This window comes from Actinomadura sp. NPDC047616, assembly GCF_040642915.1.
In the GTDB taxonomy this organism is placed as follows: Bacteria; Actinomycetota; Actinomycetes; order Streptosporangiales; family Streptosporangiaceae; genus Spirillospora; species Spirillospora miaoliensis.
Window position 1 is genome coordinate 561,819 of sequence record NZ_JBEYTB010000002.1, and the last position, 14,969, is coordinate 576,787.

General features: G+C 72.8%; 13 protein-coding genes. All 13 read right to left on the reverse strand.

Going from position 1 to position 14,969, the window contains the following annotated elements; all coding sequences use genetic code 11:
• Positions 1-137: 137 nt before the first annotated feature.
• The 13 genes from metK to pyrR all read right to left on the reverse strand — a co-directional run bounded on the left by metK (position 138) and on the right by pyrR (position 14,771).
• The gene (gene metK / locus ABZ801_RS06795; RefSeq protein WP_344955405.1) at positions 138-1,331 is read right to left on the reverse strand and encodes a methionine adenosyltransferase; all 1,194 of its coding nucleotides are present in this window, start codon (positions 1,329-1,331) and stop codon (positions 138-140) included.
• Between the two features lie 201 nt (positions 1,332-1,532).
• A complete protein-coding gene (coaBC, locus tag ABZ801_RS06800) occupies positions 1,533-2,756 on the reverse strand; it encodes a bifunctional phosphopantothenoylcysteine decarboxylase/phosphopantothenate--cysteine ligase CoaBC (RefSeq protein ID WP_360693815.1) in 1,224 nt (407 codons plus the stop codon).
• A gap of 24 nt (positions 2,757-2,780) precedes the next feature.
• Positions 2,781-3,035: a DNA-directed RNA polymerase subunit omega gene (rpoZ, locus tag ABZ801_RS06805; protein WP_285492526.1), complete on the reverse strand. Its 255-nt coding sequence runs from the start codon at positions 3,033-3,035 to the stop codon at positions 2,781-2,783.
• Positions 3,036-3,059: 24 nt separating this feature from the next.
• Positions 3,060-3,614, reverse strand: a complete 555-nt coding sequence (gene gmk, locus ABZ801_RS06810; RefSeq protein ID WP_344955562.1) for a guanylate kinase — start codon at positions 3,612-3,614, stop codon at positions 3,060-3,062.
• Positions 3,615-3,783: 169 nt separating this feature from the next.
• Positions 3,784-4,110, reverse strand: coding sequence for an integration host factor, actinobacterial type (gene mihF / locus ABZ801_RS06815; protein WP_285492525.1), 327 nt, complete (start codon positions 4,108-4,110; stop codon positions 3,784-3,786).
• A gap of 540 nt (positions 4,111-4,650) precedes the next feature.
• Complete coding sequence (gene pyrF, locus ABZ801_RS06820) at positions 4,651-5,364, reverse strand: orotidine-5'-phosphate decarboxylase (RefSeq protein WP_344955400.1); 714 nt, start codon at positions 5,362-5,364, stop codon at positions 4,651-4,653.
• Positions 5,361-6,350, reverse strand: coding sequence for a dihydroorotate dehydrogenase (locus ABZ801_RS06825; RefSeq protein ID WP_360693820.1), 990 nt, complete (start codon positions 6,348-6,350; stop codon positions 5,361-5,363). The genes pyrF and ABZ801_RS06825 overlap by 4 nt, the downstream gene beginning before the upstream one ends.
• Complete coding sequence (locus ABZ801_RS06830; RefSeq protein WP_360693823.1) at positions 6,351-7,274, reverse strand: dihydroorotate dehydrogenase electron transfer subunit; 924 nt, start codon at positions 7,272-7,274, stop codon at positions 6,351-6,353.
• Positions 7,275-7,348: 74 nt separating this feature from the next.
• The gene (gene carB / locus ABZ801_RS06835) at positions 7,349-10,690 is read right to left on the reverse strand and encodes a carbamoyl-phosphate synthase large subunit (protein WP_360693826.1); all 3,342 of its coding nucleotides are present in this window, start codon (positions 10,688-10,690) and stop codon (positions 7,349-7,351) included.
• Between the two features lie 115 nt (positions 10,691-10,805).
• Complete coding sequence (gene carA, locus ABZ801_RS06840) at positions 10,806-11,936, reverse strand: glutamine-hydrolyzing carbamoyl-phosphate synthase small subunit (RefSeq protein ID WP_360693828.1); 1,131 nt, start codon at positions 11,934-11,936, stop codon at positions 10,806-10,808.
• Positions 11,933-13,222, reverse strand: a complete 1,290-nt coding sequence (locus ABZ801_RS06845) for a dihydroorotase (RefSeq protein WP_360693831.1) — start codon at positions 13,220-13,222, stop codon at positions 11,933-11,935. The genes carA and ABZ801_RS06845 overlap by 4 nt, the downstream gene beginning before the upstream one ends.
• Positions 13,219-14,160, reverse strand: coding sequence for an aspartate carbamoyltransferase catalytic subunit (locus ABZ801_RS06850; protein WP_344955388.1), 942 nt, complete (start codon positions 14,158-14,160; stop codon positions 13,219-13,221). The genes ABZ801_RS06845 and ABZ801_RS06850 overlap by 4 nt, the downstream gene beginning before the upstream one ends.
• Positions 14,160-14,771: a bifunctional pyr operon transcriptional regulator/uracil phosphoribosyltransferase PyrR gene (pyrR, locus tag ABZ801_RS06855; RefSeq protein WP_360694161.1), complete on the reverse strand. Its 612-nt coding sequence runs from the start codon at positions 14,769-14,771 to the stop codon at positions 14,160-14,162. The genes ABZ801_RS06850 and pyrR overlap by 1 nt, the downstream gene beginning before the upstream one ends.
• Positions 14,772-14,969 lie beyond the last annotated feature (198 nt).

Below are 14,969 nucleotides of genomic sequence, written 5' to 3' on the forward strand. Positions count from 1 at the left end.
GGCCCCGTGGAGCACGGACTCCACGGGGCCTTCGAACAAGCCTCCACGCGAACCGATCTCGCCGCTTCTGTGATCGCCCCCCGGCCGTCAGGCGAGGGGGCGGATCGTGAACGCGGTGGACGCGCGCGGCCGGGGCGTCACAGGCCCGCGGCGCTCGCGAGGTCCTTGGCGCGGTCGGTGCGCTCCCAGGAGAAGTCGGGCTCGGGACGGCCGAAGTGGCCGTAGGCGGCGGTCTGCTGGTAGATCGGGCGCAGCAGGTCCAGGTCGCGGACGATGGCGGCCGGACGCAGGTCGAACACCTCCAGGACGGCCCCCTGGATCTTCTCGACCGGCAGCTTCTCGGTGCCGAAGGTCTCCACGAACACCCCGACCGGGTGGGCCTTGCCGATGGCGTAGGCGACCTGCACCTCGGCGCGGTCGGCCAGCCCGGCGGCCACGATGTTCTTGGCGACCCAGCGCATGGCGTAGGCGGCCGAACGGTCCACCTTGGAGGGGTCCTTGCCGGAGAACGCGCCGCCGCCGTGCCGCGCCATGCCGCCGTAGGTGTCGACGATGATCTTGCGGCCGGTCAGCCCCGCGTCGCCCATCGGGCCGCCGATCTCGAACCGGCCGGTGGGGTTGACCAGCAGCCGGTACCCGTCGGCGTCCAGGTCGAAGTCGGCCAGCACCGGGTCGACCACGTTCTCCTTGACGTCGGGGGTCAGCAGCTCCTTGAGGTCGATGTCGGGGGCGTGCTGGCTGGAGACCACCACGGTGTCCAGGCGCACCGCGCGGTCGCCGTCGTACTCGATGGTCACCTGGGTCTTGCCGTCCGGGCGCAGGTAGGGCACCACGCCCTGCTTGCGGACGTGCGACAGCCGCTGCGCCAGCCGGTGCGCCAGCGTGATCGGCAGCGGCATCAGGTCGGGGGTCTCGTTGGTCGCGTAGCCGAACATCAGGCCCTGGTCGCCGGCGCCCTGCCGGTCGAGCTCGTCGCCGGCCTCGCCCTCGCGGGCCTCGTAGGCGTCGTCGACGCCCTGGGCGATGTCGGGCGACTGGGCGCCGATGGAGACCGACACGCCGCAGGAGTGCCCGTCGAAGCCCTTCTTGGACGAGTCGTATCCGATCTCGAGGATCTTCTCCCGGATCACGCCCGGGATGTCCACGTAGGTCTCGGTGGTCACCTCACCGGCGACGTGCACCTGCCCTGTGGTGATCATGGTCTCGACGGCGACCCGGCTCTTCGGGTCGTCCTTGAGCATCGCGTCGAGAATCGCGTCGCTGATCTGGTCCGCGATCTTGTCCGGGTGTCCCTCGGTGACGGACTCGGAGGTGAACAGGCGGCGAGACACGTACGTGAACTCCTTGCAGCGGCTGCTGACTGATGTCGCAGGACGGATTGTGGACTCGGCGGGGACACGGGTTCCCCGCACCGTGGCGACGACGGTGTTCGAGGAAGTCTAGCGACAATGATTCCTCGGCACGGTCCGACGACACCACCGGACAAATGCGGTATTTGACCAGTTGTCGCGGTTCGTCGCCACCGGACGCGCTCAGGACGCGCCGGCGCGCGGTTCGAGACGTTCGGCGACCAGGTCCCAGACCACGTCGGCCAGGTCCTCCTTGGGGCCGCGCGGCACCGGGGTCTCGGCGCCGTCGGCGGCCAGCACCACCGCGGCGTTGTCCGGCCGCCCGAACGCCAGGTCGGCGCCGACCTCGTTGACCACCAGCAGGTCACAGCCCTTGCGGGCGAGCTTGTCGCGCCCCGCGGCCAGCACGTCGTCGGTCTCGGCGGCGAACCCCACCACCACCTGGCCGCCGCGCGGCCGGGCGCTCAGCTCGGCCAGGATGTCGGGGTTCTTGACCAGCGTGATCGGCTCCGGCTCCGCCCCCGGCACCTTCTTGATCTTGGAGTCCCGGTAGCCCGCGGGACGGAAGTCGGCGACGGCGGCGGCCATCACCACCGCGTCGGCGTCCGCGGCGACCTCCAGCACGGCCGCGCGCATCTGCGCGGCCGACTCCACGGCGACCACCCGCACGCCCGCCGGGTCGGGCAGGGCGACGTTGGCGGCCACCACGGTCACCCGCGCGCCGCGCGCCACCGCCGTGCGGGCCAGCGCGTACCCCTGCAGGCCCGAGGAGCGGTTGCCGATGAAGCGCACCGGGTCGATCGCCTCACGGGTGCCGCCCGCCGAGATCACCACATGCCGGCCCGCGAGGTCGGGCGCGGCGCCGCCGCGCGCCAGCACCCGCCGGCCCACCTCGAACAGCTCGGCGGGCTCGGGCAGCCGTCCCGGCCCGGTGTCGGCGCCGGTCAGCCGTCCCGAGGCGGGATCGACGACGAGCGCGCCGCGGGAGCGCAGCACGGCCACGTTGTCCTGGGTCGCCGGGTGCTCCCACATCTCGGTGTGCATCGCGGGCGCGAACACCACCGGGCACCGGGCGGTCAGCAGGGTGCCGGTGAGCAGGTCGTCGGCCCGGCCGTGCGCGGCCCGCGCCAGCAGGTCGGCGGTGGCGGGGGCGACGAACACCAGGTCGGCCTCCTTGCCCAGGCGGACATGCGTCACCTGGTCGACGTCGTCCCACACCTGGGTCGACACCGGGTGGCCCGACAGCGCCTCCCACGTGGCGGCGCCGACGAAGCGCAGCGCGTCGGCGGTCGGCACCACGCGCACGTCGTGTCCGGACTCCGTGAACCGTCGCAGCAGCTCGCACACCTTGTAGGCGGCGATGCCGGCGCCGACGCCGAGGACGACGCGCGGCCTGGGATCGGTCATGTTTCGTTATGCGGTCGGGGCGTCTCAGCCCTCGATCGGCTCGGCGTGCAGGAGGCCCTCCCGCGTCTCGCGCAGCGCGATCGACAGCGGCTTCTCCTGCACCTGGGTCTCCACGAGCGGGCCCACGTACTCCAGCAGCCCCTCGCCGAGCTGCGCGTAGTAGGCGTTGATCTGCCGGGCGCGCTTGGCGGCGATGGTGACCAGGCCGTACTTGGTGTCGACGACCTCGAGGAGCTCGTCGATCGACGGGTTGGTGATGCCCTCGGAACTGGCTGCCACTATGTGGCCTTCCCTTAGACGTGGCTATTGACGAACAGCCATCAAGGTTAGCAGTTCGTGGCACACGTCCTGGACGGACGTGTTCACCAGCGTCACGTCGAACTCCTTCTCGGCGGCCAGCTCGACGCGTGCCGCCGCCAGCCGCCGCTCGATCACGTCCGCGGGCTCGGTGCCGCGGCCGACCAGGCGGCGGACCAGCTCCTCCCACGAGGGCGGCGCCAGGAAGACCAGCATTGCCTCGGGCATCGCCCGCCGGACCTGGCGCGCACCCTGCAGATCGATCTCCAGCAGCACGGGCCGCCCGGCGGCCAGCCGTTCCACGACCGGCCGCCGTGGGGTGCCGTAGCGGTTGCCCGCGAACTCGGCCCATTCGAGCAGTTCCCCTTCGGCGACGAGCCGGTCGAAACCGGCGTCGTCGACGAAGTAGTACTGCACCCCGTGGGTCTCACCCGGCCGGGGGGGCCGGGTGGTCACCGAGACCGACAGCCACACCTCGGGGTGGGCCCGCCGGATCTCGGCGACGACCGTGCTCTTGCCGACGCCCGACGGCCCGGACAGGACCGTCAGCCGCCGGAGCATGGAGTCGTGCGACGAGGGGGAGCCGCCCGGCGCGGTGTTGGGCGCGCCGGGACTGGACGGGATGGAGCCGGATGAGGGCGCGCCGCCGGACGTGCCGGGGGGCCTGCCGCCGGGCGCGCCGGAGCCGGCCGCGACGGTTGCACCGCCGCGCCCGCCCGTGAGTCGCTCGTCAGCGGTTTCCACCGCCGCCGAACTCACGCTCCAGGGAGGCGCGCTGGTTGGCGCCGAGACCCCGCACGCGGCGGGACTCGGCGATGCCCAGGCGCTCCATGATCTGCTTCGCACGGACCTTGCCCACACCGGGCAGCGATTCCAGGAGGGCCGACACCTTCATCTTCCCGATGACGTCGTCGGTCTGCCCCTCCTTGAGGACCTCGGCAAGCGAGGTTCCCCCGTGCTTGAGCCGGTTCTTGACCTCGGCCCGCTCCTTGCGGGCCTTGGCAGCCTTCTCCAGGGCTGCGGCGCGCTGTTCGGGGGTTAGGGGCGGAAGAGCCACGCCGGGTCACCTCAGGTTTCCACTCGACGGAGTCGGACGGGTTGGGAAACTAGCGAGTTCACGCCCTATAAAGCAACGTGAAGTGCCGTTTGGCCCGCCACAAAATCACGAAAATCACTCCCTGGGGTGTCCTGAATACGGAGTGTACACAGCCGGGGGTCGCCTCGGCGCCACCCCCGCCCCATCTGGGACTTTCGCAAGATCGTGAAAAATCCCCAGGCAACGCCCCATATGTGTCAGTTGTCACCCTTTTCTCCGGGGCTTTCGCACGAGGTACGGACCCGCGACCGCGATTCCGACACGTCGGCCGGACCATCGCCGGTGATACGCGTCACATTTTCCGCCGAGGCCGTGTTTTCCGGAAAACGGACCCGCGGAAGTGACGTCGATCACCTGTCCGAAATGTCCTAAAACTTCCCGCATGACAGGTTAATAGAGGTGACCGGCCGAGTGGCCGCCGGGGCCCGGCGGCCCGCCGGGCGGCCGTTCAGGCGACCGTTCGGGGAACGGCCGGGCGGGGTGACCGTCCGGGCGGCCGTTTCAGGCGGCGGGGCCGGCCGTGGTGCGGCGCAGCGCCGCGGCGATGCCCGCGGCCGCCGCGCCCGGGTCGGCGGCGCCGGTGATGGGGCGCCCGATCACCAGCAGGTCGGCCCCGGCCGCCAGCGCCTCCTCGGGCGTGGCGACGCGCGCCTGGTCCTGCGTGTCGGCGCCTGCGGGCCGCACGCCGGGGGTGATGAGGGTGATGTCGGGGCCGACCTCCGCGCGGACCGCAGCGGCCTCCTGAGGCGAGCAGACGAGCGCTTGGGCACCGGCGTCCACCGACAGGGCCGCCAGGCGCCGTACGGCGTCGTGCGCGGGCCCCGCCAGGCCGATGCGGGCCAGATCGTCGTCGTGCAGGGACGTCAGCACCGTCACCGCCGCGATCCGGGTGTCCGGCGCGGCGTCCACGGCGGCGCGGATCATGGCGGGGCCGCCCGCCGCGTGCACGGTGAGGAACGCCGGCCTCAGCCGTCCCACGGCGCGCGCCGCGCCCGCCACGGTGGCGGGGATGTCGTGCAGCTTCAGGTCCAGGAACACCTGGACGCCGCTGGCGCCGCGCACGCTGGCGACCACGTCCGGCCCGTACCGCAGGTACAGCTCCAGGCCCACCTTGACGGTGCTGACGTGCGGCGTGACCAGGGAGGCCCACCGCGCGGCCGTCTCCAGGTCGGGGGCGTCCAGCGCCACGGCGATGGGGGCGGGGGCAGCGGTCACGGCAGCTTCTCCTTCGTCTCCGCCGGCACGGGCTCCTCGGGGCGGACCTGGGGCGGGACGTAGCCGGCGGGCTTGTGGGCCAGGCCCACGGCGTCGGCCAGGGTCAGCCGGCGCGCCGCCAGGGCGTCCTCCAGCTCGCGCAGGATGCGGGTGCCCGCGGACGGGTCGTGGAACAACGTGGTGCCCACCGCGACCGCCGAGGCCCCGGCCAGCACGAACTCCAGCGCGTCCAGTCCGGTGGCCACGCCCCCCACGCCGACGATGGGGGTGCTGGGCAGCGCGGCGTGCACCTGGTAGACGCAGCGCACCGCCACGGGCCGCACGGCCGGGCCGGACAGTCCGCCCGACACGCCCGCCAGCGTGGGCCGCAGCGTGCCGGTGTCGATGGCCATGCCGACCATCGTGTTGATCAGGGTCAGCGCGTCGGCCCCGGCGTCCACGCAGGCCAGCGCGATGGTGACGATGTCGGTGACGTCGGGCGCGAGCTTGGCGATCACCGGCACCCGGCTGTTGGCGCGCACCGCCCGCACCACGGCGGCCGACGCGCGCGGATGCCAGGCGAACATCCGGCCGCGGTCCTCGACGTTGGGGCAGGCGACGTTCACCTCGATCGCGGCGACGCCGGGCACGCCGCGCAGCCGCCGGGCCAGCTCGCCGAACTCCTCGACGCTGTTGCCGGCCAGCGACACGATCGTCCGCACGCCCTGCTCGGTCAGCCACGGCAGGTCGCGTTCGAGGAAGCCGTCGATGCCCGGGCCGGGCAGGCCCATCGCGGTCAGCAGCCCGGCGGGCGTCTCGGCCATCCGCGGGGTGGGCCGTCCCGCCCGCGGCTGCGCCATCACCGAGGTGGTGACGAACGCGCCGAGCCGCGTCAGGTCGGTGAACTGGGCCAGCTCGCGTCCGGTCCCGCCGCAGCCGGACGCCGTCAGCACCGGGTTCGGCAGCTCCAGGTCGCCCAGCCGGGTCCGCATCCTGTCCGAGGACATCTACTGGGCCTCCTCGCGGGCGCGGTCGGTGACGTCGTCCCGCTCCGGGACCGGCCGGGTGTGCAGGACGCGGGGGGCGCCCAGGGCGTCGAACGGGATGGTGCCCAGGTCGCCCCAGCGGACGCGGTCGCCGCGCAGCACCGGCCCCTCGGTGCAGGCGCGCACCATGCGGGTCACCCCGTCGTCGCCGTGGAACGGCAGCACGCACGTCATGCACACGCCGATGCCGCACGCCCCCGTCTGCTGCAGGAACTCCTCCACCGACACCTGGGAGGGCAGGCCGACGTCCCCCGCGATGCGGGTGACCGTGCGCAGCAGGGACGTGGGCCCGCAGCCGTAGACGACGTCGGAGGCGGTCTCCTCGATCACGCGGGGCAGCACCTCGCGCAGCGTGGCCTTCTCGCCCAGCGAGCCGTCCTCGGTGGCGACGGTGGCGCTGTCGCCGATGCGCTGGGCCATCCGCGACCCGAACACCTGCCGGGACGTGGCGCCCGCCAGCACGAAGTGCACCTGGCAGCCGCGCCGGTGCAGCGTGTCGGCCAGCGCGAACAGCCCGGCCGCGCCCGGCCCGCCGCCCACCAGCAGGCAGCCGACCGGGTCGCGGGGCAGCCGGAACGGGCGGCCGAGCGGACCGGCCACGTCGAGCCGGTCGCGCGACCGCAGCCCGGCCAGCCAGCGGGTGCCCGGATCGCGGACGGCGAACACCATCTCCACCGTCCCGCCGTAGTCCGACTTGACCTCGTGGACGGCCACGCACCGGCGCGCGAGGCGACTGGTGTGCTCGCCGCCCACGGCGAGCGCCACGAACTGCCCCGGCCGGAACCGCTCCGCGACCCCGGGGGCCACCGCCGTCAGCGCGTGGTAGTCGCCCACCTGGCGCACCGTCAGAACGGTTGCCGACGTCTGCACCGGTGTGTCGGACACCCGTCTCCCTCTCGTCGTCGTCGGGCCGCGCGGCCCGGCGGCTCACCCGCCGGACAGCCCCGGCCGACCTCCCGTCACGCGGGCCCGGCGCCGTGCGCGCCGCGCAGGCGTTCGGCGTGCTCCTGCAGCGAGCGCACGCCGACCTGGCCGCCGACGATGGCCTCGATGCCCTGCACGGCCGCCGCCAGGCCCTGCACGGTCGTCACGCACGGCACGCCGCGCAGCACGGCCGCGGTACGGATCTCGTAGCCGTCCAGCCGCGGCCCCGACTGTCCGGGGCTGCCGAAGGGAGTATTGACGATGAGGTCCACCTCGCCGTCGAGGACGCGCCGCACGATGGTGGGCTCGCCGTCGGGTCCCGGGCCGTCGCTGTGCTTGCGCACGATCTTGGCATGCACGCCGTTGCGGCGCAGGACCTCCGCGGTCCCCTCCGTGGCAAGAATCTCAAAGCCCAGGTCAGCAAGGCGCTTGACGGGGAACACCATGTGCCGCTTGTCCCGGTTGGCCACCGACACGAACGCGCGGCCCTTGGTGGGCAGGGAGGCGCCGTAGGCGGCCTGCTGCGACTTGGCGTAGGCGGTGCCGAACCCCTCGTCGATGCCCATGACCTCGCCGGTGGAGCGCATCTCGGGGCCGAGCACGGTGTCCACGCCCTGGCCCTCGGGGGTGCGGAACCGGTTGAACGGCAGCACCGCCTCCTTGACGGCGATCGGCGCGTCCAGCGGCAGCGACCCGCCGTCGCCGGACGCCGGCAGCACGCCCTCGGCCCGCAGCTCGGCGACGGTGGCGCCGAGCATGATCCGGGCGGCGGCCTTGGCCAGCGGCACGGCGGTGGCCTTGGACACGAACGGCACGGTGCGCGAGGCCCGCGGGTTGGCCTCCAGCACGTACAGCACGCCGGCCGACAGCGCGTACTGGACGTTCATCAGCCCCCGCACGCCGATGCCGCGGGCGAGGGCCTCGGTGGCCTCGCGGATGCGGCGCAGGTCGTCGTGGCCGAGGGTGATGGGCGGCAGCGCGCACGCCGAGTCGCCGGAGTGGATCCCGGCCTCCTCGATGTGCTCCATGACGCCGCCGAGGTAGAGCTCCTCGCCGTCGAACAGGGCGTCCACGTCGATCTCGATGGCCTCGTCGAGGAACCGGTCGACGAGCACGGGGTGCTCCAGCAGGCCGCCCTGGCTCTGCAACTCCAGGTACGACTCCAGCGTGGCGTCGTCGTAGACGATCTCCATGCCGCGGCCGCCCAGCACGTAGGAGGGCCGCACGAGCACCGGGTAGCCGATCTCGGCGGCGATCTCGCGGGCCTCCTCGAAGGAGGTGGCGGTGCCGTGCTTGGGCGCGGGCAGCCCGGCGCGGTGCAGCACCCGGCCGAACGCGCCGCGGTCCTCGGCCAGGTGGATGCTCTCCGGCGAGGTGCCGACGACCGGCACGCCCGCGTCCTTGAGCTGCTGGGCCAGGCGCAGCGGGGTCTGCCCGCCGAGCTGGACGATCACCCCGGCGACCTCGCCGGTGCGCTGCTCGGCGTGCACCACCTCCAGCACGTCCTCCAGCGTCAGCGGCTCGAAGTACAGCCGGTGGGAGGTGTCGTAGTCGGTGGAGACGGTCTCGGGGTTGCAGTTGACCATGACGGTCTCGTAGCCCGCCTCGGCCAGGGTGAACGAGGCGTGCACGCAGGAGTAGTCGAACTCCACGCCCTGCCCGATGCGGTTCGGCCCGGACCCCAGGATGATCACCTTGGGCTTCGTGCCGGGCGGCACCTCGGTCTCCTCGTCGTAGGAGGAGTACAGGTAGGGGGTGCGGGCGGCGAACTCGGCGGCGCAGGTGTCGACGGTCAGGTAGACGGGCCGGACGCCGAGGGCGTGCCGCAGCTCCCGCACCACCTCCTCCGACAGGCCGCGCAGCTCGCCGATCTGGGCGTCGGAGAAGCCGTGCCGCTTGGCCCGCAGCAGCTTGTCGCGGGTGAGCGCGTCCTCGGCGGTGCGGATCTCCTCGGCGATCTCGTTGAGCGCCGCGATCTGGTCCAGGAACCAGGGGTCGATGCCGGTGGCGTCGTGCAGCCGCTGGACCGACGCGCCCGCCCACATCGCCCGCTGGACGGCGCGCAGCCGCCCGTCGTGCGGACGGGTCGCCTTCTCGACCCACTCCTCGGCGTCGCCGCGGTCCCCGGCCCAGGAGAACGAGGAGCCCTTCTGCTCCAGCGACCGCAGCGCCTTCTGCAGCGCCTCGGTGAAGCACCGGCCGATCGCCATGGCCTCGCCCACCGACTTCATGTGGGTGGTGAGGCCCTGGTCGGCGCCGGGGAACTTCTCGAACGCGAACCGCGGCACCTTGACCACCACGTAGTCGAGGGTCGGCTCGAACGAGGCGGGGGTCTCGGCGGTGATGTCGTTGGGGATCTCGTCCAGCGTGTAGCCGATGGCCAGCCGGGCGGCGATCTTGGCGATGGGGAAGCCGGTGGCCTTGGACGCCAGCGCCGACGACCGCGACACCCGCGGGTTCATCTCGATGACGACCATGCGCCCGGTGCCGGGGTGCACGGCGAACTGGATGTTGCAGCCGCCGGTGTCCACCCCGACCTCGCGGATCACCGCGATCGCCACGTCCCGCATGTTCTGGTACTCGCGGTCGGTGAGCGTCATGGCGGGCGCCACGGTGATCGAGTCGCCGGTGTGCACGCCCATCGGGTCGAGGTTCTCGATGGAGCACACGATGACGACGTTGTCGGCGGCGTCCCGCATGACCTCCAGCTCGTACTCCTTCCAGCCGAGGATCGACTCCTCCAGGAGCACCTCGCTGGTCGGGGACGCGGCGAGCCCGGCGCCGGCGATGCGGCGCAGGTCGTCCTCGTCGTAGGCCATGCCGGACCCGGCGCCGCCCATGGTGAACGACGGCCGCACGACGAGCGGGTAGCCGAGCTCGGCGGCGCCGGCCAGGCACTCGTCCATGGTGTGGCAGATCACCGAGCGGGCCGACTCGGCGTTCAGGCCGTGCTCGCGGGCGACCTTGTCGACGACGGCCTTGAACCGCTCGCGGTTCTCGCCCGCCTGGATGGCGTCCACGTCGGCGCCGATCAGCTCGACGCCGTAGCGCTCCAGCACGCCCGACTCGTACAGCGCGATGGCGGTGTTGAGCGCGGTCTGGCCGCCCAGGGTGGGCAGCAGCGCGTCCGGCCGCTCCTTGGCGATGATCTTCTCGACGACCTCCGGGGTGATCGGCTCGACGTAGGTGGCGTCGGCGAACTCCGGGTCGGTCATGATCGTGGCGGGGTTGCTGTTGACCAGCACCACCCGCAGGCCCTCGGCCTTGAGCACCCGGCACGCCTGGGTGCCGGAGTAGTCGAACTCGCACGCCTGGCCGATCACGATCGGGCCGGAGCCGATCACCAGGACGGAGTTCAGGTCGGTCCGCCGCGGCATCAGCGGGCACCCCCCATCAGCTCGCAGAAGCGGTCGAACAGGTTCGTGGCGTCGTGCGGGCCTGCCGCCGCCTCAGGGCGGCGCTGCGTGGTACTGGACGCTCGGATCAGAGGCATCAGCCGTGCACCTTCCTCAGATCCATCAGCTCGCAGAAGCGGTCGAACAGGTTCGTGGCGTCGTGCGGGCCTGCCGCCGCCTCCGGGTGGTACTGGACGCTGAACGCCGGGTAGTCGAGCAGCCGCAGGCCCTCGACGCAGCCGTCGTTGAGGTTGACGTGGCTGACCTCGCCGCGTCCGTACGGGGTGTCGAACGTCCCGTCGGTCGGCGCGTCCACGGCGAACCCGTGGTTGTGCGCCGAGACGTCCACCTTGCCGGTCGTGCGGTCCTGCACGGGCTGGTTGATGCCCCGGTGCCCGAACCGCAGCTTGTAGGTGCCGAGGCCCAGGGCCCGCCCGAAGATCTGGTTGCCGAAGCAGATGCCGAAGAACGGCCTGCCGGCGTCCAGCACCCCGCGCAGCGCGTCGACGGCGTAGCCGGCGGCGGCCGGGTCGCCGGGGCCGTTGCTGAAGAACACGCCGTCGGGGTCGAGCGCCAGGATGTCCTCGGCGGTGCTGGCGGCGGGCAGCACGTGCACCTCGCAGCCGCGCTCGGCCATCCGGTACGGCGTCATGGACTTGATGCCCAGGTCGACGGCGGCCACGGTGAAGCGCTTGGCGCCGTGCGCCGCGACCACGTACGGCTCGGGCGTGGACACGTCGCGGGCCAGGTCGGCGCCCACCATGGACGGGCTGGCCAGCACCTTGTCCAGCAGGTCGCCCTCGGGGGCCAGGGCGGCGTCGCCGCTGAAGATCCCGGCGCGCATGGCGCCCTTGTCGCGCAGGTGGCGGGTGAGCGCACGGGTGCCGGGGGTGGCGATGCCGACGACGCCCTGCGCGCGCAGCGCCGACCCCAGCGAGCCGGTGGCGCGCCAGCTGGACGCCACGCGGGCGGGTTCGCGCACCACGTACCCGGCGACCTGGATGCGGCGCGACTCGGGGTCCTCGTCGTTGACGCCGGTGTTGCCGATGTGCGGGGCGGTCATCGCCACGATCTGCCGGGCGTAGGACGGGTCGGTGAGGGTCTCCTGGTAGCCGGTCATGCCGGTGGCGAAGACCATCTCGCCGAAGGTCTCCCCCAACGCCCCGTACGCGACCCCGCGGAACGTCTTGCCGTCTTCCAGAACCAGCACGGCGGGAGGTGGGGTCACTGCAGCTTCCCTTCCAGTACGGTCGCACGGCCGCGCAGGAACGTCGCGACGATCCGTCCCGGCAGCTCCAGCCCCAGGTAGGGGGTGTTGCGGCTCTTGGACGTCATCGCCGTCGGGTCCACCGGGCGGCGCGGCGCCGGGTCGTACAGCGTGATGTTGGCGGGCGAACCCGCGGCCAGCGGACGGCCCTGCCCGGACAGGCGGCCGATGCGCGCGGGGCGGAACGCCATCCGGTCGGCCACCCCGGCCCAGTCGAGCAGTCCGGTGTCGACCATGGCCTCCTGGACGACCGGCAGCGCGGTCTCCAGGCCGATCATGCCCATGGCGGCCTCGGCCCACTCGGTCTCCTTGGCCTCCACCGGGTGCGGGGCGTGGTCGGTGGCCACGCAGTCGATGGTGCCGTCGGCCAGCGCGTGCCGCAGCGCGGTGACGTCGTCGGCGGTGCGCAGCGGCGGGTTCACCTTGTAGATGGGGTCGTAGGTCTCGGCGCGGGTGTCGTCGAGCAGCAGGTGGTGCGGGGTGACCTCGGCGGTGACCCGGCAGCCGCGGCTCTTGGCCCACCGGATGATCTCCACCGACCCGGCGGTGGACACGTGGCACACGTGCACCCGCGAGCCCACGTGCTCGGCCAGCAGCACGTCCCGGGCGATGATCGCCTCCTCGGCCACCGCGGGCCAGCCGGGCAGGCCGAGCCGGGCCGACACCTCGCCCTCGTTCATCTGGGCGCCCTCGGTCAGCCGCGGCTCCTGGGCGTGCTGGGCGATCACGCCGTCGAACGCCTTGACGTACTCCAGCGCCCGCCGCATGATCACCGCGTCGGACACGCAGTGCCCGTCGTCGGAGAACACCCGCACCTGGGCGGCCGAGTCGGCCATGGCGCCCAGCTCGGCCAGCTGCTCCCCGGCGATGCCCCGGGTGACCGCGCCGACCGGCTGCACGTCGCAGTATCCGGCCTCGCGGCCCAGGCGCCACACCTGCTCGACCACGCCCGCGGTGTCGGCGACGGGGTCGGTGTTGGCCATCGCGTGCACGGCGGTGTACCCGCCCATCGCCGCAGCCTTGGTGCCGGACTCGACGGTCTCGGCGTCCTCGCGTCCCGGTTCCCGCAGGTGGGTGTGCAGGTCGACCAGGCCGGGCAGCGCGATCAGGCCGTCGGCCCGCACGACCTGGGCGCCCGCCGCGTCCAGCCCCCGCCCGATCTCGGCGATCACGCCGTCGCGGACGAGGATGTCGGCGGGGTCGCCGCCCAGGATCCGCGCGTCCTTGATGAGATAGGTGACGCTCACCTTGCGACGACCTCCTTGCCGATGGCGGGCTCGGAACCGCCGAGCAGCAGGTACAGCACGGCCATGCGGGCGCTGACGCCGTTGGCGACCTGCTCGACGATGGTGGAACGGGGGGAGTCGGCCACCTCGGCGGCGATCTCCACGCCGCGGTTCATCGGGCCGGGATGCATGACGATGGCGTCGTCGGACAGCCGTGCGAGCCGTTCGGCGTCCAGGCCGTAGCGGCGGCTGTACTCGCGGACGCTGGGGAAGTACGCGGCGTTCATGCGCTCGCGCTGCACCCGCAGCATCATCACCACGTCGCTCTTGGGCAGCACCGCGTCCAGGTCGTAGGACACCGAGCACGGCCAGGTGTCGACCGCGACCGGCAGCAGCGTGGGCGGCGCGACCAGCGTGACGTCGGCGCCGAGGGTGCCCAGCAGCAGCACGTTGGAGCGTGCCACACGGCTGTGCAGCACGTCGCCGACGATCGTGACGCGGCGGCCCTCCAGGTTGCCCAGGCGGCGGCGCATGGTGAACGCGTCCAGCAGCGCCTGGGTGGGGTGCTCGTGCGTGCCGTCGCCGGCGTTGACGACGCTGCCGTGCACCCAGTTGGCCAGCCGGTACGGGGCGCCGGACGCGCCGTGCCGGATGACCACGCAGTCGGCGCCCATGGCCTCCAGCGTCAGGGCGGTGTCCTTGAGGCTCTCCCCCTTGGACACGCTCGACCCCTTGGCCGAGAAGTTGATCACGTCGGCGGACAGCCGCTTGGCGGCCGCCTCGAACGAGATGCGGGTGCGGGTGGAGTCCTCGAAGAACAGGTTCACCACGGTGCGGCCGCGCAGCGTCGGCAGCTTCTTGATGGACTGGTCGGCGACCCGGGCCAGCTCCTCGGCCGTGTCCAGCACGAGCAGCGCGTCGTCCTTGCTCAGGTCGGCCGCCGAGATCAGGTGTCGCATCAGCCGTGCCTCCCCTCGGCCGCGCGCGGACGCCCGTCGGCCGGGCCCAGCAGCACCGCGTCGCGCCCGTCGTTCTCGGCGAGCATGACCTTGACGGTCTCCCGCATGGAGGTGGGCAGGTTCTTGCCCACGTAGTCGGCGCGGATCGGCAGCTGCCGGTGGCCTCGGTCGACGAGTACGGCCAGCTGCACGGCGCGCGGGCGGCCCAGGTCGCCCAGGGCGTCCAGCGCGGCGCGGACGGTGCGGCCGGAGAACAGCACGTCGTCCACCAGCACCACGATGCGGTCGTCGACGCCGCCGGCGGGCAGCTCGGTGCGGTTCAGCGCGCGGGCGGGCTTCATCCGCAGGTCGTCGCGGTACATCGTGGCGTCCAGCGAACCGCGCGGGACCGGGCGGCCCTCCACGCGCTCCAGCAGCTCGGCCAGGCGGCGCGCCAGCGTCACGCCGCGGGTCTGGATGCCCAGCAGGACGACGTCGTCGCCGCCCTTGGTGCGCTCCAGGATCTCGTGTGCGATGCGGGTGAGCGCACGCCGGATGTCGGGACCCTCCAGAACGGCCTTGTGCCCGGAGTCCTTTCCGGGATCGGTGGGCCGGGGGTCACCGTCCGCCACGCGCGCCTCCGCCGGCTCCTCCCGCCGGGGGGCAGCATTCACCACTGAAACCTCCTTTCCCGCCTCACGGGACGGGCCTTAAAGGACGCTCGTCCGTATCACCGTAGCAGTCCCCCCGCTCTGCCCCGTACCGGGGATACCGGGCGTCTTGCCTGGTGAGAGCGGTCACATTCGGGGAATGTACGGATCGGGCGCCGG

Coding starts and splice junctions, on each gene's coding strand:
- coaBC (WP_360693815.1), bottom strand. CDS start 2,756: ATGACCGATCCCAGGCCGCGCGTCGTCCTCGGCGTCGGCGCCGGCATC.
- gmk (WP_344955562.1), bottom strand. CDS start 3,614: ATGCTCCGGCGGCTGACGGTCCTGTCCGGGCCGTCGGGCGTCGGCAAG.
- ABZ801_RS06825 (WP_360693820.1), bottom strand. CDS start 6,350: ATGTCCTCGGACAGGATGCGGACCCGGCTGGGCGACCTGGAGCTGCCG.
- carB (WP_360693826.1), bottom strand. CDS start 10,690: ATGCCGCGGCGGACCGACCTGAACTCCGTCCTGGTGATCGGCTCCGGC.
- ABZ801_RS06850 (WP_344955388.1), bottom strand. CDS start 14,160: ATGCGACACCTGATCTCGGCGGCCGACCTGAGCAAGGACGACGCGCTG.